Source organism: Pseudomonas laurentiana, assembly GCF_014648275.1.
Classification (GTDB): Bacteria; Pseudomonadota; Gammaproteobacteria; order Pseudomonadales; family Pseudomonadaceae; genus Aquipseudomonas; species Aquipseudomonas laurentiana.
Window position 1 is genome coordinate 77,047 of record NZ_BMQU01000005.1, and the last position, 24,249, is coordinate 101,295.

Genomic DNA, 24,249 nt, shown 5'->3' on the forward strand with positions numbered 1-24,249 from the left:
TCGGTATTCCAAGTCATCCACTGGTAGTTTTTGGAGTACTGAAACCGTTCCTGAAATACCCCATGTGCGCTCAAGTTACCCGTCTCTCGGACCTCAAGGTCAAAGCTGCCAAGCCTCAGGAGAAGGACTATGTCCTGAGCGATGGCGACGGCCTACAAATACGAGTGAGAAGAATGGATCTAAGCTTTGGAACTTAAACTACCAGCATCCGGTGACAAAGAACCGAATCAACATGGGCCTCGGAACCTTCCGGGAAATTTCATTGATACAAGCCCGTAAGAAAAAAGTGGAGGCACGAGAGCTCAACGAACACGGCATTGACCCCAAAGAGAAACGGATTGGGTACAGCAAGCCACGAAAGCGGATACCGAACACACCTTCCAGGGTATGCAACCGTCCTATGGGTAACATTGACTCCGCACGACAACTTTATTCTCAAAAGATGAGAATTGGTAGGCGGCTAGGTTGAAGGCCTTGAGTCATTTTTGACCCAGTCGTCGGAATGAAGCCTTGCGGTCGATTTCAGAGTCAGCGTATCGCTCCGAAGCGCATCAGCGCCTGGCTTCTCTCGGTAACCACATGCGACCACATGACAGGCTTGCTAACGCAGGTGCTACGGGTAATTTCCGTAAATGAAGGACGGCTCCATGAGCATCCCAGCAACGGCAAAAACTTTGCCATGAGGTGAGATCGAATTCTGCCAATTGACGTGAGCCGTCACGTGATCGATCATTCCGCATAACGAATGTCAGGGATGACTGGAAATGTACTGGATTGAGATCTGCACTGACGGCAGCTACGTGATTGGTGACCAGGAGTACACCCTTCTCGCCGTGGGCATTGGACAGCATGAGAGCTACGATGAAGAACGCTCAGGTGACGACTGGACAAAGATCACCGTTCCTTTCGAGATCGAGACAGAGCATGGTGTTTTCGCCTGGGAAGTGGAGATCATTGAGTATCTAGAGCGAGAGGTCACCAGCCTCCTGGGCTACCGGATCACAAAGTATCCTAAGCACGTCCTCCTGAAGGATGAAGTCATGTTTCGTATCCAAGACGGATGGGCTTACCCGAAAGAACCGACACTCGACTTGAAGCCACGAGTGACTAAAATGCGCCTCGTTTGAAAGAAGACCCACCCAATGATTGATGCAGTTGACCTCTTTTGTGGTGCCGGCGGCCTGACCGCTGGCATGCGCAATGCCGGTATCGACGTCCACGCTGGCTACGATATCGAAGCCCAATGCAAGCACGCCTACGAAGTCAACAACGATGCGGTTTTCGTAGCTAAGGACGTCAAGAAACTCAACGAGAGGGAGCTGAGCGCCTGGTACCCAAGAGTCGAAGGCCGTTACCGCTTGCTAGCTGGCTGTGCTCCTTGCCAACCCTTCTCTACCTATAATCAAGGGCGGGATACCAGCACTGACAGCAAGTGGCCTCTGCTTTATCACTTCGCTCGCTTGATCCGTGAAGTCAAGCCAGAGCTTGTTACGATGGAAAATGTGCCGGACGTGACCAAGCACAAGGTCTATGGCGACTTCGTGAAGAACCTCGAGAGTCAGGGCTACAAGGTATGGGCCCAACGTGTAGCTTGTGTCGAATACGGCCTACCTCAGCACCGGCGTCGCCACGTATTATTGGCATCCAAGCTTGGTCCTATCGAACTCATTGAGCCCACTCACCGCGATAAGCCTGTCAGTGTTATGGAAACGATCGGCGATTTACCTCGAATCGCAGCAGGTGCTTGCGACCCAAATGATCCAATGCATCGTGCGGCTACGCTGACCCCGATCAATCTGCAGAGAATCTTGAACTCTCGTGAGGGCGGCACTTGGCGGGATTGGCCTCCGCACCTGGTTGCAGAATGCCACCGCAAGGCCAGCGGTAAAACCTATCCCAGCGTCTATGGCCGAATGAAGAGGAATGAGCCGAGCCCCACAATGACCACGCTCTGTTATGGCTTTGGTAATGGCCGTTTTGGCCACTACGAGCAGGCCCGCGCATTGTCACTTCGAGAAGCAGCGATCTTGCAATCCTTCCCCAGAGACTACGAGTTCATGCCGGCGAAAGACATTACGTTCAAAGCAGTGGGCCGGATGATTGGCAATGCCGTACCAGTTCGCCTGGGTGAAGTGATCGGTGAAAGCCTCATGCGCCATGTCGAGGCGTACGGGCGGAACCGACGCCAGGAAACTCCCGCCTGAGTCGCTCATCAAGCTCTGCAGGCTTGCGAGCTTCGCACTCCCAAATAACCAACACCCGCCAGCCCAGCTCTCGCAGCTGGGCTTCTTTTTTTGCATCCCGCTCGACATTGCCCTTGAACTTGGGAAGCCAATATTTCTGCCTGCTCTTTGGCGTACTCGCATAACGGCAGCCAGGATGTCGATGCCAGAAACACCCATGCACGAAGACCACCGTTCGGAATCGCGGCAGAACTATATCTGGCGAGCCAGGAAGATCCCGACGATGCAAACGAAACCTGAGCCCCAGGGCGTGCATTGCTTGGCGAACGATGATCTCTGGCCCAGTATGGGCACGCTTGACCGCACGCATGATGTCGCTACGCGACATTACCCCTCCCCGACACTCAATCGTCGACTGTAACAATCACCCCTGTCATCGCCAAGGCTTCCAGATGTCGATGAAGTTGCTCTGGTAATGGATCGCCCGAGATCAAGACCCCTGCCTCCATGTTCTGATCCATCGCATATCCAGTCAGGTTGGCACTGGTAATGAAGCAATATGCCCCATCCGCAACTGCGACCTTCGCATGCACACTACCATTGACGAACGCAGCACCTTTGTCTCTCCAGACGTAGAAAAGCGCATCAGGGACAATTCTCTTCAGATTACCAATAGGGTCCACGCTAACCTTGCCACCCTGAGCGCTCGAAAGCTCCATCAGAAACTCAATCTTCACGCCACGCTCTGTCGCTGACTTCAGAGCCCTGGCGATCATCTCAATGTCGTACGCGACGTAACTGGTGATGAACAACCGCTGCTGAGCGGCATTGATCACCTGTATCAAAGCCTGCTCGGTTCGCCGAGCAGGAACGAGCTCGGTTGTAGGCCCAGTCCACACCAGTTCGACCCTCTGCCGACTCTCTGCATGACGAAACGCATGTGCGGCGGCCATGAGCATTGCCGCCAATGTCTCGCCACTGATTGTCGAGACTTTCCAGGCCCCGACCAACCCCTTGAGCGTATTGTCGGCCTTCGCGGACAATGCGCCCACTCTAAGATCTCCAGCTTTTGCGACCTGCATTCCTCTGATCTTCGCCGCCAAAGCTGCTACGCGGTCATAGGAGACTATGGAAACCAACTCAGACACCGCTGCGAGTAGCTCTCGCATTTCAAGCATCCGGAAAGAATGCCGCTTTGGCATTCTCGAAAGTCGGCACGACCATCGCCCGATCAAGATAACGGTTGCCACGCTCGCACGATGTCTCCGCGACAAAGGAGCAAGCATGGCATGCCGCTGCATGCAAACTACGGTCTTTCCGGGGATCATGCTCAGCGCACAGGGGGTCGGAGGAGCAAATGCGCGCACGCCGCAAAGCCTGAACCAGTAGGCGCTCCAAGTTTTCGGGTTTGCCCAGTTCGACCAAGCCACCCAAGGTACCATCGGAGTCCGCAGCGGCCGTGTAGATGATGAAGCCGCACTGGTTGCCATCCTCATTCACCTCGGCATAGATCCGCTCTCTGATGCTGGCCGCGTTGTATCCGCACTCCAACGCCAACTCGCGGATCAGAAGATGCGCCAGAGTGTGCAGCATCACGTAACGAGCACCTGGATAACCGTCTTCCGGAGGACAGAGACGGCGGGAGTTTCGCCAACCTTTGTGCCCACCGCGCAATTTCATGTCGGCGGCCTGCACGTCAGCTATCTGCTCCCACTCAGCTATCGCCTGCTCGTCGAACTGAATGAAGATGCCCTCACCGTGCACCTGATTCGCGGGGACCCAGTCAGGCTTCGTACGTGACAGTGGTGCCTGAATCGGTCCAACTCCAACTCCACCGGAGTCGTCAGGCGCCTCGACTCGCGTGAAGCCGAGCAAGGCGTTCACCTCGCGCAGACGCTTCAACAACAATACCCTGGCGATCTTGCCTTGGTAGCCCGGAGGAACGGCAACTGCCTCGGACAAGAAATGCGGATAGTCATTCACCGGCACCGGGGCGATCAGCACCCGCCACTCGGGACCTTTGATATCCGCCTCGGTGACACTCTCGCCCTCTCCTGAGCGGTGAGCCTCGATGCCTGCCCAAATGGCTGCTGCGGAATATTGGTCAATTCCAGGCAATGAGCCAGTTTTTTTCAATAGCTTGATGGTCAGAGGAACCTCATCGAGCGACTCCAGATCGCCGAAGAAGCTCCAACCATCTTCCAATAGCTGCGCTAGACCATCTTTTGCCTGAGGTATCGCCAACGCCGACAAGGAGACCGGAAACCAGCTATTGGTAGCCCCCAACAGGACGGCCCGTGGCTCGGCATCGCAATCCGGATCGAACTGATCCAAATGAGGATGCCGTCCACGACAGCCCGGCAGGTTCTCCTTACCGAGCTGTCCGAAGGCATGAGCCATGTTCCGCGCCGCGCCGCAAGTATCGCATTTGACCCACAGGTTCTCGGTCTGAAGGGATGCACCACTCTCGAAGAAACGCAGCGTGCCTTTGCAATCGTTGGGGCCGCTGTGGACGAACCACTGCCAAGGAAAATCATCCAGATGCCCATTCTTGCAAGCCAAAAGGAAACGTGCAGGAACAGCATCGGCATCCTTCGCAGGCTGATCGCCCTTCGAGCCGCGACAGCCCTGATGCACGAAACGAGTCGCCTCAGGGCGGCGATACCCTTCCTTCAACTCGAACAACCCGCTGTCGTAAGGCGAGAGCAGCCCGCATTTCACACAGCGCAACCAACGAGGGAACGGCCGTACCGGCACACCGACATTAGCCTCCGCAGAGCTCGTGTCATTCGACTCGCTCTTGCTGATAGGCGGCATTCGTAGTGATTCGACCTGAGGACCAAGCGCTCTTTGCACCGCGGCGAGCAGGCGATTTTCAATCACCAGGTTGCATCGATCCCTCTCCCAGATGTCGATACCTGAAGTCACGACCGACAGATTCGGCAAATCGATGAGGGCACCTGGACCATAGGTCCATAGCAGCTGGCTGGGCCGTACCGAGCCAACGGGAGTCTTTTCGTGCGCCATCTTCATTCGTCCTTATCAGTCGCCGCCGGGCGAGGCTTCCATTGAATATCGTCTTTGATCTTCGCTGAGTTCATGACCAAGCGAACGCCAGGCTCGACCTCGCGCATCGACATGGGCACCGTCCAGTTATCCCAAGTATGCGTTCCAGGTGACTTGATCAAGGCATAGGTCAGGTCCTTCTCAGACCCACGCTTCTCGTACGCCAAGATACGATTGCCCTGCATCACCTCATTCACCCACTGATCCGCCCGCTGCTTGAGCATGCCGCTAGCGAGCTTCTTCGCAGGGGCCTCCGCGATGTTGTCGGCACGCGTTTCGAGCACCTTCATCGCATCCAGCATTTCCACCTGATTAGGTTGCTTGAGACTCTGCGCCCCCTCGTTCGGAGCGAAGCGATCGCTCTTGGCACGGATCAGCGACAGCATCGCCCCGGTCAGACCTCGATCCATCGCACGCGGCGAGAACGGAGTGACCGATTGAGCCTCGACGTGTTTGTAGAACGTCGCGTGGTAATGCTCGAAGGTCTCGTAATGCGAGAGATCGCGTGGGCGAGCCCATGTCAGTACGGTACAGACCAACCCAGGGAATTGTCGGCCGACACGACTGGTTGCCTGAATGTATTCCGCCGTTCCTTTCGGCTGACCGTTGACGGCCATGATGCCCAACCGATTGACGTCGACGCCGACCGACAGCATGTTGGTCGCCAAAACGATGTCGATGGCACGTGCATCGCCCTCCTCCCACTTGGTCACGTACCTACCTAGCTCGGGATCCCATTCAGACTTGAACATGACTTCGAGCTGATCGAGATACTTGGGGATGTCCTGGTTGGAAACCCGGGAAGTCAGTTCACGGATATTCATGACGCTGCGCTGCGCCAGACCAGGCCGCTGCACCATGCTCATTTGGACACGGTACGCACGGGTCTGCACATCGTCCTCGGCTAAACGCTTCATGCCTCCCAGCTCTCGCAACGAGTTGAAGTAGCCCACCATGGTCATGTAAGGATCGGCAGCTTTGCCGAATCGATCGAATAGTGCTTGAGCAGCAGTCAGCGCTGCCGTGTAGACACGGATCAACATCGCCGGCCGTGAGCTGCCCGGAGAGCAGATCCCTAGATAACGCCGTCCTGGCTTTTGCTCGATGGGCCGCTGCACCGAGAAGAAGTTGTCCTCGACATCTAAGCCATGGGGCGGGAACACCGAGACCTGACGCATGAAGACGTTGTTGACCTGCTGCTGCGCCTTGCGAACGGTAGCGGTGGAGGCGATCACCTTCGGCCGGATAGCATCGCCATCGAACTGCCAGGTGCACAGCTCATCGACCGCGCTCTCGTAGAGACCCACCATGGTTCCTAAGGGACCACTGATCAGGTGGAATTCGTCCTGGATGATCAGATCCGGAGGCCGCACCGGAGAAATAGCCTTGACCGAAGCAGCAGCCCTACCGGCAACAGCCCTATGACCGGTATTGCAATCCGAGCCAGGCCAAAGCAATCCATGGCGGGAACACTCCTTCGATACCCGGCCGAAGAGGTTCCGAACCTGCCCACGCCACGCCATCATGGCGAACTTGTCCACCGTGGCGATCATCATTGACGGCGGGCGATGGTAAATCTCCTCGTCCACGACCATCACCGGCAAACCAGGGTGTACCTGCTTGCTCGAACGACCACGAGAGAAGTCACAGGTGCTCAGCTTGTCGCCGCAATAGATCGTCGTACGCCCTGATATCTTATCGACCTCGATATCCCTCTTCGGGTCGATCTCGTTTCCGCACCATGGGCAACCTGTCAGCTGCGCCGGCGAAGCCATTCCGGTGGGGTTTCGCCCTGGGGTACGAATGGCCTCGATGAACTTATGGCTATCCTCGGTAGTGCCAGGCGTTACCTTGTTACCGACCCAAAGGCCGATGGTGAATGCGCTCTCACCAAGGGACTTATCACCTGCCGACAATGATTCCCGACGAATATGTTCCATCGCACAGATCAACGCGGTAGCCCGCTGGAACTGCTGCAAAGTCAGCAACCGAAGGGTGTAGCGCATGATCACCGCCAGCCCGCGAGACGAATCGTAGTCCCCTAAATTTCCTTGTAGGCGGCGGATCACCATTGTAAATGCAGCCACCCCCAGGTAGGCCTCAGTCTTACCACCACCAGTGGGGAACCAGAGCAAATCTGCATAGGCCTGCAGAGGCTGAGTGCGATCCGTATGCTTAGGATCGGTCAGCCCAGGAACGGACAGCAGCAGGAAAGCCAACTGGAAGGGACGCCAAGAGCGGTTCTTCGGTACATCGAACTCCGCTAGCTCGACAGTGCGCCCGCGACGACGCTGCAAGGCGAACGCGCTATGCACCCGCTGGATCGCCATCGCTCGGTTAGCGAAACGGAAAGCCGCCAAGGCCTTGTCATCCGCAGCCAATAACCCCACACCCTCACGCAGACGAATCAGGATCGACTGACAGTGGCTCAGCGCCTCATCGGCTTGCTGCGCATAGCCAGCCACATCCCTATCAGTGCGTGCACGCTGATCCTTGATCCATGCTGCATAGTCCTCGGTCAGTATCCCGAGTGCAGCGACGAGTTGGTCTTTCTCCAGTTCTGCCAGTCGCTTCATATCCAGCAGACCTTCGTCGACCAATCTGCGCATCGCTGGCCGATCCTGCGGATCCAAACCCGGTGTTTCGGTGACCGGCACTTCGTATTGCGGCATCACCGCAGTGCGCAGCTCTATCGCCCTTGCCACATCTGGACCAGACACTGCATGCACTGCAACGCCGTGCCCTACTGCGAACTCGACCCGATCGCGATAGATCATCTCCAGCGCCAAGCGCTCGCGTAAATCGTCATCGTCATCGTCCGCAGCGCCAGCATCGGCTTCCAATGCTGGGCGGCGGCGGAATATATCTTTCAGCGAATTTTTGTCATTGGCTCGTACGAGGATTTCCGGCTGGAACACCCAAGCGGTATCGCGATTCTCATCAGGCTCCGTTTGGCCATTCACCAGGAACAGAGTGATCAATCGTTCACCCTTCTCGTTGGGTGAACGCACCGTACCCTGGATGATCACTTCTGGGCAGGCAGAATCAGGGGTGACCGGAGAGATCACTCCATCCTTCAGCGCCAGCTGGAAGGTTCCACCGGAGGGCTTGCGCCGCCAGACTTTGGCTTTGAGAACTTGCTCGGTGGTCTTGATCACCCGGCCTTCGGCGTCCCGTACTGCCTTCTTGACCACCTTGGCATGAGCCGGGTCATCAGACTCGAAGCGCTCATAGCGCCCCCAACTCACCACCACCTCAAGGTTTTCCGCATCGCCGTCGACGCAAAAAGTGAACCCCAAGCTCGACGGTGCGAGCGACTGGTTCGAGGCCGTATCGACCTCTTCCTCGGCTTCGGAGTCACCGCCACCAGTCTTTTGGGGAGAGTCGACCTTGTTCGACTGGGCCTTCGGCTCCAGATCCGCAGGCTCGACCTCCTCACTCTTTTCCGGGGGAGCCATTTCCTCACCGCGCTCTGCGTTTTCCATCGGCGCGAGCTTGCCGACGAGGTAGCGATCGCGAACGCTCATATCGATGATGAGCTCCTCCGGTCCACCGGCAGGCCCTAAAAGGTCGTCCATGATGGCGTACTGCAGCAGTTCACGAACGTAAGCCTCGTCCTCAATAAGCGGAATGTCGGCGAGAGTGACGCCCAATGCACGAGGGATAGCCTCTGCGAACTCGGTCCAGGGAGTACGTACGACGCTTCCAGCGGTCGGAGGCAGCAAACCGGTGCTGCCGATCCCTACCACTGACTTGATCGTCTGGACCTTGTCGAAGTAAAGCGAAGTACCTTCCGCATCGACTCGAATACGCAAGACATGACCGACACACACGATGCTACCGGCTGGGTTCAAAACCAGTACCCAGGCCCCCTCGCGCAACGCGGGATGGTCTCCTTTCAGATAGACGACCTTGCCAGCCAAACGAGCGTCACGCCCCAAGCCACGATCGACGACTATCCAAGCCTCTAGGCTAGTGCTTTGCTGACTCTCTTCCATGCTCACCCTTTACCCCACCCTGAATTCGTTCTGAAGCAAACTCGATACCCGCTCTACGGTGTTGAAACCATTGGCGATCAATATATCTGAGATATCTCGACCTGCGATGAAGACGATCGGGTGCCGATCCTCTCTAACTTCTTCGTATGCTTGCCGAGCGACGACAGAGGTAGTGACCAACACACCGAATTGTCGATGTCGGATACGTGAGATCAGCCGAGAGACTTCTTTCACTCCCACCGTGTTAGGTGTCTCACCCTCTGCAGGGGGGCGATAGCACTTGGCCTCGAGAGAAAACTCGGCATAGACAGGATCATCTGGTAAGCCCAGAAGGTATCGCCCTACCGCATCGCGCCCACCATCAACCGCAGCTCGCGTGACCTCATCAATTACCACCCTGGCATCCAGCATCCCATAGAGGTGCGCAGCGAATCCTTCGAATGCGATAGGCGAGTCTTTGAAGTTCAGCCAAACGCACCGCAGGATATCTCTCTTCAAAGGCGTGTCAGGCGTTTGCTGCTCAATTGAGCGAATAACCGTCGTCGGCTCAGCAGTCAGAGCTCGGTATCTTCCAGTCTTCACCCAGTCACTCCAGGCACTCGGGGCATTCAAACCGAGAGAATTACCCGAAGCGAGATCGGCGATCCAGGCTCTGCATACGACAGGCACATCCAAGATCGTGAAAGTCGCTCGATAGTTCTGGAATCGCTGCCCCTTGGAAGATTTCCAAACGGCAACTAGGTCTTCTGTCGCTGACAAGCCCGGGTATCCAGGAACGGCCAGACCTTTGAACTGCACCGATCGAGCTCCATTTTCTGTGGGCATTTTCTTGAACACGAAGAACGGTGAAACATCGGCACGCAGGCCTGCATCGTCATGAAGTCTGGTGAATGCGGCACGAAGAACCTTGTTACCCCCTGCTCGGGTCTCGTGCAATTCATGCCCTGGCGTCTTGTTATCGCCGTAGTAAACGAACCTCCCTGTGTTCAGGTCAAGCGTATCTGGCCAATCACGGTCCTCTCCGGTGGAAAAAAGAACTACCCAGTTCTTTCGTTCGCCACGTCCAGAAACTCTGAATCCCCCCATATTCCCTGAACCAGGAAGGATTTTGGAGATTGGCTCGCCTACTATCTGGCCATTCCCACTGCTTTCATAAATTGCATCCACTACTAGATCACATTGGGAAAGCATCTGATGAGGGAAAGTCTTCATGCCTACGTCTGCCCTACAGCTCTATCCGCGAGAAATGCGGATAGATCCTGTAGTATTTTTTAAACGCGGTTAATGGATCCCCCCCCATACCAGAGCGGGGCAGATCGAACCCCATCTTTTTCTCTGGCTCCTTGGTAGACTCCATCGTCAAACGCTCAAGCGTCGAAATAGCGGGTAAATCCAGTCGGTGCGGATCATCAGTAGTGGAGTAGAACTCCCAGCCCTTGATGAGGTCCTTCGTTGTCTCGTCATCCGTCTGGCAAACGACAAGTGTTGCTGTGACCATTGGCTGCCCATCGGAGTAGTGAGTAGCCAACGCCCAAAAGATCTGTCGGTCCCTGAAGCTAAGAGCCTCTTTATCAACTGCCAACTTAAGCACCTGAAGCACACTCGCACCATAGTTCTTGGTGCTCATACCTTCGGCGCTCAGCCCGCTAGGAAACAACCCCCCCAAACGCGACTTGAAGCGTGCAAGCCGCCACTCTTGAATAGTGGGTTTGTGTGATCGATCTTCCGAAGCGTCGCCATCGACCTCGACAGAGAGTTCTCTAGGATCTGGGCTCCCCAACGATGAGGGATACGCATTGAGAGTCACCCGCAGAATGCTCCCGATCGGCACAGTTCCGATCGTTCGTGCAAAGCGTTCTATCTGAGAGGTAATTCCCTTAGGCTCCGTAAAGTCGAACCAGACGATGGCAGGGGAATCGAAATCTGTCTGGTCGAGATAGTCTTCAAGACTGCTATGAATGCACTCGATTGACGCTATGGGGCGGTTGAAAAGCTGACGTTTGTGAACCTCCTCTTCGACCTCAATGCACGTCATTTTTTCGATGCCCAATCGCGCATGGACCAGCCGAAAGTCCTCAAGAAAAGGACCACCCAGGCCAACATAGTGGTACTTTTCAAGAACGAAGCTAGGGGCAAGCCGCATTAACAGCGACAGAAATAGCTCACGATCTACAGCCTTATTCGGCCGCAATTTGTAGGGAAGCGAGGAACCGGCACTCATCGCTCAGTCTCCCTGCTTCCTGGCTTTCACCAGCTGCATCTCGAAGCAAACCTCCCCAACGATGCCAGGCTTTTCTTCTTGGTCATCGAACAACATCTTTGAGACAAGACGCACTTCCTCGATGGGTCGGGAGAACACTATCCTTCGGGAAGAGGGCTTCTTCTCGTCCGGCACTGGCAGCACCTTGGCCTTCAGGGGATTGAATTCAATATGGCCGTCGGGCTTCTTGGCGAGTTTGCGTGATTCGATAGCCGCTATGACCTTGCCAAGCGGCATCGGCCGAGCATCTGCCCAGTAGCGGGATTGGTCGGCACGTGGGTGGTTCTTCCACTGGTTGGTGTAGGAGATCCATATCCGCATGCCCTCCTTCATCTTGACGAGGGACTCCAACCAAACGTTCGATGACGTGTCAAGGGCGCGCTTCGTCGTGGTGACCGGAAGCTTGTCAGCGCGATGCGATCTAAACTCGATGATGCCTGTGACTATGGAGAACTGCGGGTGGTAGAGCGGAATACCGTCTCCCCATCCCGTCAAGCGGTTCTTATCCCCCACGATAACCGCACGATCGTTGCAGAGTACTGTCCAACCAGAGGTCGAAGATGATCGGTCACCTTCAAAACCAGCGTCATCCTCGTTGTCATCGCCAGAACTCTTGGAAGTGTTCAATCCGACAGTGATGGAAACGAGCACATCATCGATCGTTTTCTGGAATACGTACGGTGCGGGACTGTCCTCATCCTCCGAAACGAGCACTTCGACCCGAACTGGCAGAACAGGCTCACCGTTGAGCTCCACTTTGAGCCCCCACTGGAGAAACATCGTGAAATGCTCAGCGATCGCAGTACGCACCTCATTCTCGAAAGCAGCATTGCCAAAGTGTCTTGCGACGCCCTCATGCAGTTCACGAACGAGAATGGTAGTGCCTGGCTCATCTAGATTTTCGCTCGCCTCACTCGGCTCATTGATCGGCAGGGGATCCCAGTTCTTCGCATCAAGCCATTCAGAGGTGATCGGCACCTCGAATGTATCCTCGTCATGCCGAGTCCGAACCAAAGCGTTGCGCCCCATTTTGAAGATGGCGCGCTTCATGCCGACCCCGTACATCCCGATCGTTTCAGCGTCTGAGTCACGGTCATCGTCAGAATCACGGCCCATCTTGAACGCATAGTTCTTGGCGACATCACGAGGGATTCCGCCGCAGTTGTCGGCAATGGAAAAATGATCTCCGTCGATCTCGATCTTCACGAAATGCTTGGAATAGTCGACCTGGGCACCGTGAACAAGCCGCAATGCGCCATCCAAGCAGTTGTCGAGCAGATCCAGGATGGCGTCGGCAAGGCTAATGTCACGCGTCAGCATCGACACGAAAAACTGTTTGGTCGGGCTTGCTTGTGCGCGATCTTCGCTAGGTTTGGTCATATACAAATCCTATTTGTTCGGTTCTTCTTCACTGACACGTCAGACTTCTTACTCTCGCTACGAGAAGAATACTATTCACTGCCGCCTTCTCCCCTGACCCGATAACGAGCACTGCGCCTTTCACCTTGGCGCTCGACCTTATTACCTGCAATCAAGTCGGAGATAGCAGCATTCCATTGCCCATCCGAAATGCCAGTTTCTGCAAGAATATCGGACTTTGCTTGCCATTTTTTGGTAGTCCCAAGGAACTGAAGAATTTTGGCGATTGGTGATTCTCCATTAACAACCGACACTGGCTCAACATCGAAGTTGAGCCCGGACTGAACTGGAATTTTGTCAATGAGGGGAGCGACACGCGAGCTTCGGGTTGGTGCTCGCTTAATACTACTGCCATGTAATCCTCGAGCTATCTCTTCCTCATACCGCTGGCGGTTCAGCCCCGACAAACGACGCAACACTTCAACGCGAGCAGTCTCAGAGATTGTGAAACGGAGACGATCGTTATCTGGCAGATACGAAACTGCATGGTACCCATGTTCCAAATCAAGGTCATCCCAGCCGTAAGCGTATGCGATGGCGGTATCCATTTCTTGCTGTAGCGCGCGTAGCCCCTCAATACGAGGATCATACTCAGCATCAGAGTGGAAGCGGTTGTAGAGCTTAGTCAGACCGATGTGGTCTGCCCGCATTAACTCAAGGCGCTCCTGATGGAAGCGCTCGCCAAGGTTATCTAGTGGCATCATTTTTAAATCGGCGGGAAAAGGAAATGTCTCTATAGCATCAGACGGCCCATACCTCAGGTCGTTCTTCATGCGAGAACAGTGTTGCCAAGCAAATGCAGCATGTATGCTTGATTGAAGCAACGCAAAATCGGATCCCCGATCAGAGGGAAAAATAACTGTCTGCTCAGAAAAAATTTGCTCTGAGCTTACGAATGAGAAAGCCAACGTCTTACTTACGCGTGTCAGCGCCAGAACTCGCTTCCTAGAGTTCACACTAACATCCCAGCCTTTCGGATGTTTTTCAAAATAATGGCCACATCCTATCGTGTGGTAGAGCTCTTTTGCAGATGCTTCGTAGAGCCACCAATTATCCCGCACTTTCTTTTTGGCAGGATTTATTTGATCACGATGCGGCTTGACTCTGGCAAGTACAATCTGCATTGCTTCCGAATATTTTCGTGCACGTTCCTCAGGCCAATCCCAAAAATTGATCACCCAGCGACTAGGCTTTTGCTCAGGATGAGTATTGATATCTTGGCCAATCAAGTAGGGGAAAATTACTTCGGAATATCTTGAGTCTTCATGAATGAGTTTCTTGGCTTCCGCCTCTTCAAGTACAAAGCCAATTCCATTAAGAAACGAGCCAATAAAAGCTTTACCCTCGTTAGACTTTAGCCGCGCTGGACTCCAGTCATCCTGGCTAGATAAGTATGCCGATATGTAGCGAACAGGGTGCCCATTCAACGACCTAGTGGCACACCAATCACCCTTGTAGAGATGAACACGGCTGGTAACAACTGCAGCAGAGCCCGGCCATGGCTCATTTGGCCAAGCAGCGTATATCGTTGCACCGTGCTTGAGCAGCCACTCCAGACCACCTTGTCGGGTGTCTCCCTCGGCAACTGTGTTGGTCGCCAGGAGCCCGAAGCTTCCCTCCCTCCGTAGGATATCGAAAGCTCGGCGAAAGAAATGCGCTGCTAAATCCATGTTTTTGCTCGCGCCTGAATGTGTGCTCGCGAGATAGACGTTAAACCTAACCCCCATTACTGTGCTGATACGTTTTCCACCAAGGAAAGGTGGATTGCCCACGATGCAATCGAAACCACCTTGATCGCGAACGAACACCTCCGGAAACTCCAGTGGCCAGTGGAAAGGCCTGCGCGCAGGCTTTTCGCGGGATAAATCTGACGAGAGTGCAACGACCGACCTTCTCCGCATTGAGGCAATCATGTCGCGGTCGCCGTCAATGGCCTGTCCAGCCTGGATCGTCAGCGAAGCCAACATGCTCTCCTGCCCCGCACCATTACCGCCCGAGAAAAACACCTCACCGATAAACGCATCGGCAATGCTTTCCGGCACTTGGAGCTTGCGACGCGCATCTGCGTCCAGATGTGCCATGACTTCGACGTCAAGGATGTCGCGGATCGGCATCTCCCGCAGCCGTTGCCTCAAATCGATCGCCTCATGAACCGCCCGCTCGATATTCTGTCCGAACAAGCGTTTTTGGCCTCTACCGGTAGGCGCCATCGAGAGTTCGGTGAGTTGATCCAGCCGATGGATGCCAAGCAGGCTATCACCACAGCGCAAGTTGTGGTCCAGAAAGCCGAACGGCCTGCCCTTGGCCATCGTCACCAGCCAGATGGAGAGCTTGGCGAGCTCCACCGCCAGGGGATTCAGATCCACGCCGTAGAGGCAGCGTTCGGCGACAAGGCGGCGAGCGATCACGGTGCGGGTCTCGGCATCCCTGAGCAGAGGCTCCTCGGCACCCAGCGCATCCAGGATTTCGCCGTTCACGCTCACTTTCTTTCCGCTGTCTTCAACCTTCGACCATGCCTCGACTAGGCGATCGGCCAGCCAACGACAAGCCTGCACCAGGAAAGCTCCCGAGCCCATGGCCGGATCGCAGATCTTCAGATCCAGCAGTTCGGATGGCGGCTTCAGCACCAATTGTTCACGCGGAGTCCCCTCTGCCGCTCCCTTGTAGATGATCGGCGTCAGCGTCTCGTCAACAATGGCTTCGGTGAGCGATTTCGGTGTGTAGTGCGTTCCCGTCTCGCGCCGATCGCTAGCTGTAGTGACGATGAATGCCCCCTCAGGGTAAATCAGCGGGTAGTCCCAATGATCGGTACGCAGCAGGTTGAGGAATGGCAATGCACGATCACGCAGGCCTTCGTCTCCAGCGCAAGCGGTGAGCAAACGGTTGGCCTGGACAGCATCGACCGAGCGTTCGAGATCCTTGCGGATAGCTCCTACTCCACGCTTGATCGCATCGGCACTGGAGAGCATATCGGCCAACACGTCGCCTCCCCGTAGGTGCAGAGCTTCGAGCTCTTCCAGAGCATAGAGGGTCTTCTTTGCCCCCTTGCCCCCGGCAAGCTCCACTGACACCCGCTCGGTTCGTCCGACAGTCCTCTCCAGCAATCCTTCGTAGACGTAACCGATCTGCTCCACATCCAGAGCTCGGTAGGAAAGCGTACGCCCTTCGTACTGCTGGATCGCCTCCAGCAGGAGCATCACGGTACGGTTATCTATCGGTAGTGGTCGCGCGGAGTCGATCTTCCAATCGGAGCCCTTGGAACGCCCCTCAAGGAACGGGAAACGATCCGGGTCGAACAGCGAACCACCCAGTGCCGGAAGGAGCAGCATTTCATGTTCGATGCCGCCGTAAACCGCTCGGAATGTCGCTAGTAACCGTGACCAGGCATCGTTGCGCCGCTCCAACACCTCCTCGGTTTCCTGGCGCAGCTGCATACGCAGAGTGGAAATGGCGTAGTTGCTTTCGTACGCCTCCTCTCCCATCAGCAAGAGTCCCCGTTCCTCAGCCGACAGCAGGAACACCAGACGCATCATGATGGTCAGACCCGCTTCGTAGAGCTCGGTCGGCTCGACACCTTGCAGCAGCGTCCCTGACCGTTCACGGTCTTCCTTACCCAGTGACTGGATCAACACCTCAACCGCCCGGCGGACTTGTTCACCCAGGGCATCGGTGACCTCCTCCTGATGGTGGAGAGACTCATCCAGCATCGAGGGCAAGGACTCATCGTCTGGGCCGAAGAAGCGCCGTATACCCAGTAGAGTGAGAAAGGCCTGCAGCGTCAACCGCTCCTGCCCCCAGAGGCGTGCATACCAACTTGCGAAGGTCGATACAGCGCCAACGGGAGCATCGACCAGCATCCAGCGCTCACCATCGGTGACCAAACCAAGGCGACAGCCGCTGGCCCGGCAAAGCCGCTCCATGCGCTCGGCTGGACTGGCGGACCAGCCATCCAATTTCAGTGCGGCCTGGAGATCCGTGCCCGCCGCATAAATTTGCACGAGCAGCTGGCTTTTGCCGCCCGAGACCAACGCATAGTCAGGCTCCAAGGTGACACCGTGTTCCGGCAGAGTGACGCGCATCTCAGAAGGAATGCACTCACCTCGTAATAGAAGTTCACCGCTATCGTTCTCGTCGTATTCCAAGCCGCGGGCAAGCACCTCGTGAATCCAGGCGCGATGCAATTCGGTGAACCTGGGATCGTCGTTGTCACGAGCCTCGCACCACTCATCATAAGCCTGCCGCAGGTACTGTCGAATACGAGGCTCGACCGCAGGTAGACCAGTGGAGAAGACTCGTTTCAGTACCGGCGTGGCGAGGAAAGGACCGGAGACCTCAATCAGCGACAACCATTCATCGTGAATATCGAGGGGTTTCATGCGCGGCCTCCCTGGGCTAGCGATACAGGTACGATGAAAATGACGGCTACCGGGAAGGTGCGATCCTGCGGTTCGGCATAGCGTGCTTCGATGGCCCTGGCTTCCTCTTCCCGCTCCGTGGGAATACGCGCAAGACGTGCTTGCAGGGCGGAGTTGTCGCGTCGAACCTGGGTACGCTCATCTTCACTGAACAAAGAAAACTGCTCAGGCAACTCGTCCTTGCCCAGTTCCCTGCGAATGGCGCTATCCAGCTCATCAAGCACGGCGAGAATGTCTTCTTTTTCTTTGCTCTTGCGGGTTTCCAGGGTGTTGCCCAAATACTCGAGACGATTGCGTGAGCGTGCTCCGAGGGATTGCTGGATGGCCTCTGCTGCTGTGGCAAAGCGAGAGCGCAATATGGCGAAGACCGAGTCATCAAGCCGACACGGCTGCGCGTCCTCCAACCAGGCCTGTACGCGGGCGACGCCTTCTTCGCGCTTGAAGCCCTGTTCGCGCAGATAGCCCCCAGCCAACGTCAGTTCCTCATGTAGACGATGGTGATTACCGCCAGTGATCACCAAGCGCGACACGACCACGACCGCTGGGGCCTCGATACGATCGTCAGGCAACGTTCGCACCGTCACTCGATGCAAACGCTTATTGTCTTCCTGCACCCAAACTTCGGCACGCAGCAAACGCAGACACATCTGCACCAATCGATGATTGAGATGGATGAGCACCAGATCATCTCGCCCATTGGCGATTTCATGATCGAATGTCACCGGGCGGATCTTTCCGGTGAATGGATGCTCCAGCCCTTCGCGGCAACGCTCCCAAGCGCCCCCCAGGGGCGGCAGCTCGAAGACTTTACCCGGCGTGATTCCCACCAACGTCAGCGGTTTGAGCGCCGGCTTCTCGGCCAACGCCAAGCCGGTTTCGACTGCCTTCAGGATGTGCTCGGGAGAGAGATGAAAGTCCTCTCGAGTCTCGACCAACTTCTCATGTAGCTTGGCTATTCGGTTAGCGAGGTCTTTTTCAGCTCTAACGAATCGGCGAGCCTGGGCTATCTTCGCGTCCGCCAATCGGGTATCCAGATCACGCAGGGCCCCTTCGATGAGCCCTGACATCTGCGGTGCGATCACTGGGTTCACGCTGCCCATATCGGCACGCATGGAATCGAGCTTGCGCAAGGCGCGCAGGATATCATCTTGGTGGCCACCGACAGCATCCTGATCTTGGCGAGCATCGACCGGGTGCCAAATCACCACCTCTTTTTCACGTTGGCCATGGCGGTCGATACGACCGTTGCGCTGCTCCATGACGTTTGGATTGTACGGAATCTCCAGGTGAATTAAATAGTTACAGTGATTCTGCAGGTCGATGCCTTCGGAAGCGGCGTCGGTGGCCAGCAGGATGCGCACGGGGGAAATGTCTGGAGAGGCCTGGAATGCCGCCTTCACTTGCTCTCTATCATCGTGATCCATACCGCCATGCAAGATCATCAGGCGATCGCCACCCAAATCATGAGTCGCCAGAATCTGATGTAGCCAGTCGAGCGTGGTACGGTACTCGGTGAAGAGAATCACTCGTTTACCATTCCAGGATCCATCGGTCTTCAGATGCCGATGAATCCAATTAAGCAGCGCTTTGGCCTTGGAGTCGATTTGATTCATCGCCTGCTGAGCCCAATGCCTGAGCTCATCAAGCAGGATACGCTCCTCTGCGTTCAACGGGCGTGAGTGGCGCGTGGCATCCTCGACGGCCTCTTGCTGCGCGATCTCGACGTCTGAGTCGTTGGCGTAATCCTCTTCGGCACGCTGGATAGCCTTGAGCAAAATTCGCTCGGACAGATCAGTCCGCCCTTTGATAGTTCCGCCACTTTCCAAGGTCGCGACATGCTTTTCCAGGGTCGACGCGAAGGCAGCAGGTGACGAGAACAAGCGCTTGCGTAGCAGCTGGTTGACAAAGGACGCGCCGGTCACGCCGCCCAACTCGTCATCCGCGATTTCCCTGCTGGCACAGAATGCTTGCAGCTTGCGATGAATCTCTCTTTCTTTGGTGGTGTAGTCGACAGGCAACGCTTCGAGCTTGCGCTGCGCATAGATCAGGTTTCCATCCTTGTCGGTGATTTCGCTCTTGAGACGACGGATCATCACCTGAGACAGCTGCTTCTCTTCCGGCAGGATGTTGCGAGCAAAACGCTGATCATCGAGCAGCTCCAACAGCGAAGTGAAAGACTCGGTGTAGCCGTTGTGCGGTGTCGCAGTCAGAAACAGATGGTGCTGGAAATGCGGGGCGATTGTGCGAATGAAGCGAGTGCGTTGGCTTTCAATAGCGTATTGAGCGCTAGCTGACGGCGCGACGTTGTGCGCCTCGTCGACAACCAACATATCAAATTTGCGCGGATAGCTGACATGCGCCGGCAGGATATCGCGGAAGGCACGCAAACCATCGCCGGCCTTAGCCCAATCCATCGACGTGATCAGACGCGGGAACGAGGTCCAAGGATTGGCATGTATTCCACGCTCGCGTCGCATCTCCTTGATGTAAGTGCTGTCGACGATACGAAATTCCAGACCAAACTTTTCCATCATCTCGACACGCCACTTTTCTTGCAGTGACGCGGGGCAGACGATCAGCACAGTTCGAGCACGATGACGCAGTAGCATTTCCTGAATGACCAAGCCGGCTTCGATGGTCTTGCCCAGACCTACATCGTCGGCGATCAGCAGATTGACGCGCGCCATGTCGATTGCACGAACCAGGGGATCCAGCTGGAAGTCTTGCAGACTTACACCACTGCGAAACGGTGCCTGGAGGAAGCCGCGATCAGCATTGGTAGCAGCCCCCCAACGCACGGCATCGAGAAAAGCCTCCAGAGTACAGGAGTCGTCCTGTCCGGTGATGGCTGGCAAACCAGCACGTTCAATGACATGCGCACCTGGCTCAATTTCCCAAATCACCTGGAGCTCTTCGCCGAGGGCATCCTCATCAATGGAAGCCAGCGTGACAGCGTGCTGCTGCACGCTGCCTAACTTGGAAGCGTCCACCTCAGCCACCACCCACTGCCGGCGTCTAACTTCGACAAGCTGACCTGGTTCCGGGATATCACGGTAGCTGCTGCCTTCCGCCATTGCAGTCATTCTTAACCCCTTAACACCGTCATCATCTAGCCGATGATTACGAATGAACAAACACCTATGTGCTTCGCGCTTTCGAAAGCGCGAAGCACTAAATTCAATTGAGTACAGGTGCGAAGTCCAGGGCTGGAAACGGCATTCGTGATCGCAGAGAACACTGTAGATTGGCCATCCCTGGGATACTACGGCCTGCTATGATGCGGTATGCATCACCTTATCCATTGGGACGGCGTGGGTAAAGCCGCCCTCCACGCTTTCTGCCGTTTGGGCAACTAACCGAGGCTGTCATCGACTTCGTACAACCCTGACCAAACAGATACGGGCGTAGCGATCAAGCACGGTATCTACGTAGCGGGCGACTTCTATCTCTTGCTGAATTGCCTGATAGCGCTGATCGCTGATCGTGCTCCCTTCACCTGAATCTCTTTTGAGCGCGGAGAGTACAGATGCTCTTGGTCATCAGCACAATAGACATTGCAAAGGGCTGTCACAGCCGGCTCGCACCGAAGCCATGCTGGCCATCCCCATAAACCTTGGTGGCTACCTTGCAGAGGTAGCTGGTCCTGTAGAAAAAGTCAGCCTGACTCTGCGGGTCATTCCGACGCAGGCAGTAGGTTGGGTTGGTCGGTATCTCAACCAGTCCCCTGACCGCTTCAACTGGTAGCCCCAGGGCACTGGCCCATGCCCCCTCAAGACGGTTGAACATGTTGTCTTTTCCGGCCTCGAATTTGCCAAGGACATTGAAAGCGTCGAAGTTCAGAAGGAAGGCCATGTGACAGTGAGGTCTTCCATGCTGCCCCACTTCCCTGGTCCAAACGCACCGCACATTACTGTCATGCGTACTCTTGTTCTCCAGGCGTGCCATTCGACGATTATGCCGTATCTTGGCTTTAAACGACTCAACAAATCGGCCAATTACCGGATTCGTATAATGGCTTTCAGGCAGATCAACGCCTGCAGGGAACCTCAGATCAACCCTAAATGCGAAAACACGCGAATACTGCTGAACAGCTCTCTCTGTAGTACTGTGAAGTCTTTCCAGATACTGCTGAACAAAAGGCCCTTTATCGGCCTGAACAGGCATTCCCAAATAGCTGCTTGCATCATGAATAATCAGATTTCGGTTTTAAGGATGACGCTGCATTTTCAAACACTCCAGTGCTAGTTTCATATACTTCTAGCAGTGAGTACTTTTTTACGACGCATCTTGAGCACATCATTCAGGCATCCGTGGATGCCTGATATCCATCATAAATACACATCCACACACAATGACACCTGACAGATAAACTATAGAGCATACTACCAATACCGAAAGGCTCAACAAGAAAAACGCCTAGATCCATCAGGAAAACACCCAATAAAAACCATACAAAACTCCAAAAATAAACTCTGGGAAAAAATTGCTACGGCCAGCTAACCTGGCCGTAGCAACCCCCCTCTAAAAACCATAAAAACTTAAGATCAAACCGAAACAGCTTCTTGCGTATCGCGCTCTTCAATTCGATCCAAGATCCATTCCCTAACCTCACTCTCTAGCCACCCAACACTCCGTCCTCCCAAGGGGATCGGCTTCGGGAACCAGTTACCGGAAACATACTTGTAAATCGTCGAGCGCCCAAGGCCCGTCATTTCCATTACCTGCTGCAGTCGAATTATTTTCATGATGAGCTCCTAATTTTACTCATCAGATCTGGCTTCCTCGTAATTCTTTACTTGGTGATCAGCCCAACCAGGAAAACAGACTTGAACTTTCAATCCTGCACCCACAGCCCGACCATGCAATCACAGCAAAAATAACGACGTACAAACTCAATCAAACCAAGGGAGTCATGTAAGTAAATAAACGACCGAGCACTCGACTCTCACTCTCCTCATTTGTAGGCGCGCCTTTCTACCACTCCCCCTCAGCCAACACCGCCCGCAGTCCATTCCACTTGCAAGAGGCGGATCCGACAGCCTCACAATGCCTTGGGAGACTGAGGCCCCTCACACAGCAAGCTTTACCTCATGAAAACCCCATGTGTACTGACACCTGAGCTGATTTTGCATTCTAGAAAAGCCATAGGATTGCGCTAAAAAACAGCTACAAATTGACTATTTTTCCCCTATGGATCTACTAGAGATTTACTACAATCCTTCCACCACCTACCAGGCGAACCGCAGACATGGCAGTCCGTTTCAACGATAAACTTCAAAAAATATTTAATGGCCTTAATACCGACAGACGATTTGCCACCTGGCTATGGTTTCTCATCAGGGGAAACTTACAAAATATAAACTTAGGGAAATTAGGAAGCCCAGACATGCGTGATCGAATGGCGGAAGTCATCATCAACCAGCCAGGACTAAAACAATCAATCGAAAACCAAAAGAGCACCAACCTCTTGCCCGAGCAGAGCTTTCAGTGGATAACAAACAACAAAAGACAGAACGCTTTCATAATTAGAAAGCTGACCGAGAAAAATGGGACAAACTACACAAACGGCCCCGAAAACCTAGCCGACAGAGATCTAACCATTGCAGCAATTGACACATGGCAAACAGACAATATTCAAAAATCAGTAACCATCAACCAAATAAGATCCGAATGGGAAACCCATACAAAATCAGACGATTTATTTAAATGGTTCGATGGGCCAGACGAGAAAGAAAAATTGAATACGGCATGGGAAATAATCAAAGTCAAACACTCACCCTTGACCTATCTTCAATGCCAACCGCAAGAGAAAGACGATTTAATTATTTTACTTGACTCCCCGCTCATCAACACATCAGACAAAGCACTACTTATTAACTCCATCAAGAAACGATGGAGCCAAAATAAATACCGCGCCAAATTGACTGGCAAAAAGCAGCACAATTTCATCCTATCCGACAAAGCTATTAAGCGCCTTGACAAGCTAGCCGACAAACATGACCTGAAGCGAACTCAAGTGCTAGAGATATTGCTAAAACTGGAAGAAGAGAAAGGAATTTACATCCCAGAAAGACTGAAACAACTGATCGACAGCTAAACATTGCACAAGCAACTTGATCTATTCATTCCCCGCCAAAAACACCCTACCGAAGCATCCTTATTACGAGCAAGGCTGTCAGAAATCCAGTAAACAGCCTTGCGATATCAATAAAAGGAAATGAATTAAAAATAGATCAGGAGCATCCGCCAGCATAATTTAAGCATCAATTTCGTCAGCCCACGCCTTCATCATCTCGCATCGTTCTTCAATATATTCAGCCTGATTGTAGTTTGCACGAGCTTTGTTTCTCTTGGCATGTGCCAACTGACGCTTGATCACGGCTGCGCGATATCCCGTTTCGTTCAACATGGTCGAAGCTGTCGCACGAAAGCCATGGCTGAAAAGCTTATGCTGTCCTCACCATTGAGGCCCATGTGCCCAAGTGCCCAAGTGCCCAGTTCAGCGTTGTGGCGATCATGCATTCGTTTGGCTTGCGATAGTTCGGAAAAAACAGCCGACGACCACCTATATGGGTGCTCAGTTCACGGAGCAACTCGGCCACCTGCCCGGAGAACGGGACGATGTGCGGCTCTCACATCTTCATACGCCCAGCCGGAATTCGCTATTCGGCCCGTTCCAGATCGAATTCGCTCCACTCCGCCTTGCGGAGCTACGGTGCGAACAGAGGTGAACAACATCAGACGCAACGCGATCACCGTGGCCCTGTAGCCAACCATTCGGCCTGTCTGTTGTGCGACGGATGCCCCCTGAAGAATCAGTGGCCTGGTCTGTCGCCGCTCACTACGCGTATCAGCCAGTCCGATCTCCAGGTAAGTGGTAAAGGAACGACATAGCAATAGCACCCCAT

At 54.6% G+C, this 24,249-nt stretch carries 15 protein-coding genes and 1 pseudogene; 4 read left to right on the forward strand and 12 right to left on the reverse strand.

Translation table 11 applies throughout. The features are described from left to right. Positions 1 to 62: 62 nt before the first annotated feature. The 3 genes and pseudogenes from IE038_RS06950 to IE038_RS06960 all read left to right on the forward strand — a co-directional run. Positions 63 to 402, forward strand: a pseudogene (locus tag IE038_RS06950) (integrase arm-type DNA-binding domain-containing protein); the annotation flags it as partial. A 362-nt stretch (positions 403 to 764) separates the two neighbouring features. After that, complete coding sequence (locus IE038_RS06955; protein ID WP_163935509.1) at positions 765 to 1,127, forward strand: hypothetical protein; 363 nt, start codon at positions 765 to 767, stop codon at positions 1,125 to 1,127. A gap of 15 nt (positions 1,128 to 1,142) precedes the next feature. Further along, a complete protein-coding gene (locus tag IE038_RS06960) occupies positions 1,143 to 2,204 on the forward strand; it encodes a DNA cytosine methyltransferase (protein ID WP_163935506.1) in 1,062 nt (353 codons plus the stop codon). On the opposite strand, the gene IE038_RS06965 is transcribed toward IE038_RS06960, so the two are convergent. The 11 genes from IE038_RS06965 to IE038_RS07015 all read right to left on the reverse strand — a co-directional run bounded on the left by IE038_RS06965 (position 2,149) and on the right by IE038_RS07015 (position 22,086). Then, positions 2,149 to 2,571, reverse strand: coding sequence for a very short patch repair endonuclease (locus IE038_RS06965; RefSeq protein ID WP_163935503.1), 423 nt, complete (start codon positions 2,569 to 2,571; stop codon positions 2,149 to 2,151). The two genes, IE038_RS06960 and IE038_RS06965, sit on opposite strands and share 56 nt — an antisense overlap. 16 nt (positions 2,572 to 2,587) lie before the next feature. Beyond that, positions 2,588 to 3,352, reverse strand: coding sequence for a DISARM system phospholipase D-like protein DrmC (drmC, locus tag IE038_RS06970; RefSeq protein WP_163935499.1), 765 nt, complete (start codon positions 3,350 to 3,352; stop codon positions 2,588 to 2,590). A gap of 1 nt (position 3,353) precedes the next feature. After that, positions 3,354 to 5,210 (reverse strand): DUF1998 domain-containing protein, encoded by a 1,857-nt coding sequence (gene drmB, locus IE038_RS06975; protein WP_189395371.1) that lies wholly within the window; start codon positions 5,208 to 5,210, stop codon positions 3,354 to 3,356. Between the two features lie 2 nt (positions 5,211 to 5,212). Next, positions 5,213 to 9,247, reverse strand: a complete 4,035-nt coding sequence (drmA, locus tag IE038_RS06980) for a DISARM system helicase DrmA (RefSeq protein ID WP_163935497.1) — start codon at positions 9,245 to 9,247, stop codon at positions 5,213 to 5,215. A 9-nt stretch (positions 9,248 to 9,256) separates the two neighbouring features. Continuing rightward, on the reverse strand, positions 9,257 to 10,459 hold the full coding sequence (locus IE038_RS06985; protein WP_189395372.1) for a restriction endonuclease: 1,203 nt from the start codon (positions 10,457 to 10,459) through the stop codon (positions 9,257 to 9,259). A gap of 13 nt (positions 10,460 to 10,472) precedes the next feature. Beyond that, positions 10,473 to 11,468, reverse strand: a complete 996-nt coding sequence (locus IE038_RS06990; RefSeq protein ID WP_189395373.1) for an O-methyltransferase — start codon at positions 11,466 to 11,468, stop codon at positions 10,473 to 10,475. A 3-nt stretch (positions 11,469 to 11,471) separates the two neighbouring features. Then, positions 11,472 to 12,887 carry an ATP-binding protein gene (locus IE038_RS06995; RefSeq protein WP_189395374.1) on the reverse strand — a complete coding sequence of 472 codons (1,416 nt, stop codon included), beginning with the start codon at positions 12,885 to 12,887 and terminating at the stop codon, positions 11,472 to 11,474. A gap of 71 nt (positions 12,888 to 12,958) precedes the next feature. Next, complete coding sequence (locus tag IE038_RS07000; protein WP_189395375.1) at positions 12,959 to 17,302, reverse strand: Eco57I restriction-modification methylase domain-containing protein; 4,344 nt, start codon at positions 17,300 to 17,302, stop codon at positions 12,959 to 12,961. Continuing rightward, the gene (gene drmD / locus IE038_RS07005) at positions 17,299 to 20,424 is read right to left on the reverse strand and encodes a DISARM system SNF2-like helicase DrmD (protein ID WP_189395376.1); all 3,126 of its coding nucleotides are present in this window, start codon (positions 20,422 to 20,424) and stop codon (positions 17,299 to 17,301) included. The genes IE038_RS07000 and drmD overlap by 4 nt, the downstream gene beginning before the upstream one ends. Before the next feature lie 484 nt (positions 20,425 to 20,908). Further along, positions 20,909 to 21,505, reverse strand: a complete 597-nt coding sequence (locus tag IE038_RS07010) for an inovirus Gp2 family protein (protein ID WP_229775635.1) — start codon at positions 21,503 to 21,505, stop codon at positions 20,909 to 20,911. 380 nt (positions 21,506 to 21,885) lie between these two features. Then, the gene (locus tag IE038_RS07015) at positions 21,886 to 22,086 is read right to left on the reverse strand and encodes an AlpA family transcriptional regulator (RefSeq protein ID WP_189395377.1); all 201 of its coding nucleotides are present in this window, start codon (positions 22,084 to 22,086) and stop codon (positions 21,886 to 21,888) included. 503 nt (positions 22,087 to 22,589) lie between these two features. On the opposite strand from IE038_RS07015, the gene IE038_RS07020 reads away from it, so the two are divergent. After that, the gene (locus IE038_RS07020; RefSeq protein ID WP_229775636.1) at positions 22,590 to 23,438 is read left to right on the forward strand and encodes a hypothetical protein; all 849 of its coding nucleotides are present in this window, start codon (positions 22,590 to 22,592) and stop codon (positions 23,436 to 23,438) included. Positions 23,439 to 23,597: 159 nt separating this feature from the next. Here IE038_RS07020 and IE038_RS07025 read toward each other — a convergent pair whose 3' ends face one another. Next, on the reverse strand, positions 23,598 to 23,750 hold the full coding sequence (locus tag IE038_RS07025) for a hypothetical protein (RefSeq protein WP_189395378.1): 153 nt from the start codon (positions 23,748 to 23,750) through the stop codon (positions 23,598 to 23,600). Positions 23,751 to 24,249 lie beyond the last annotated feature (499 nt).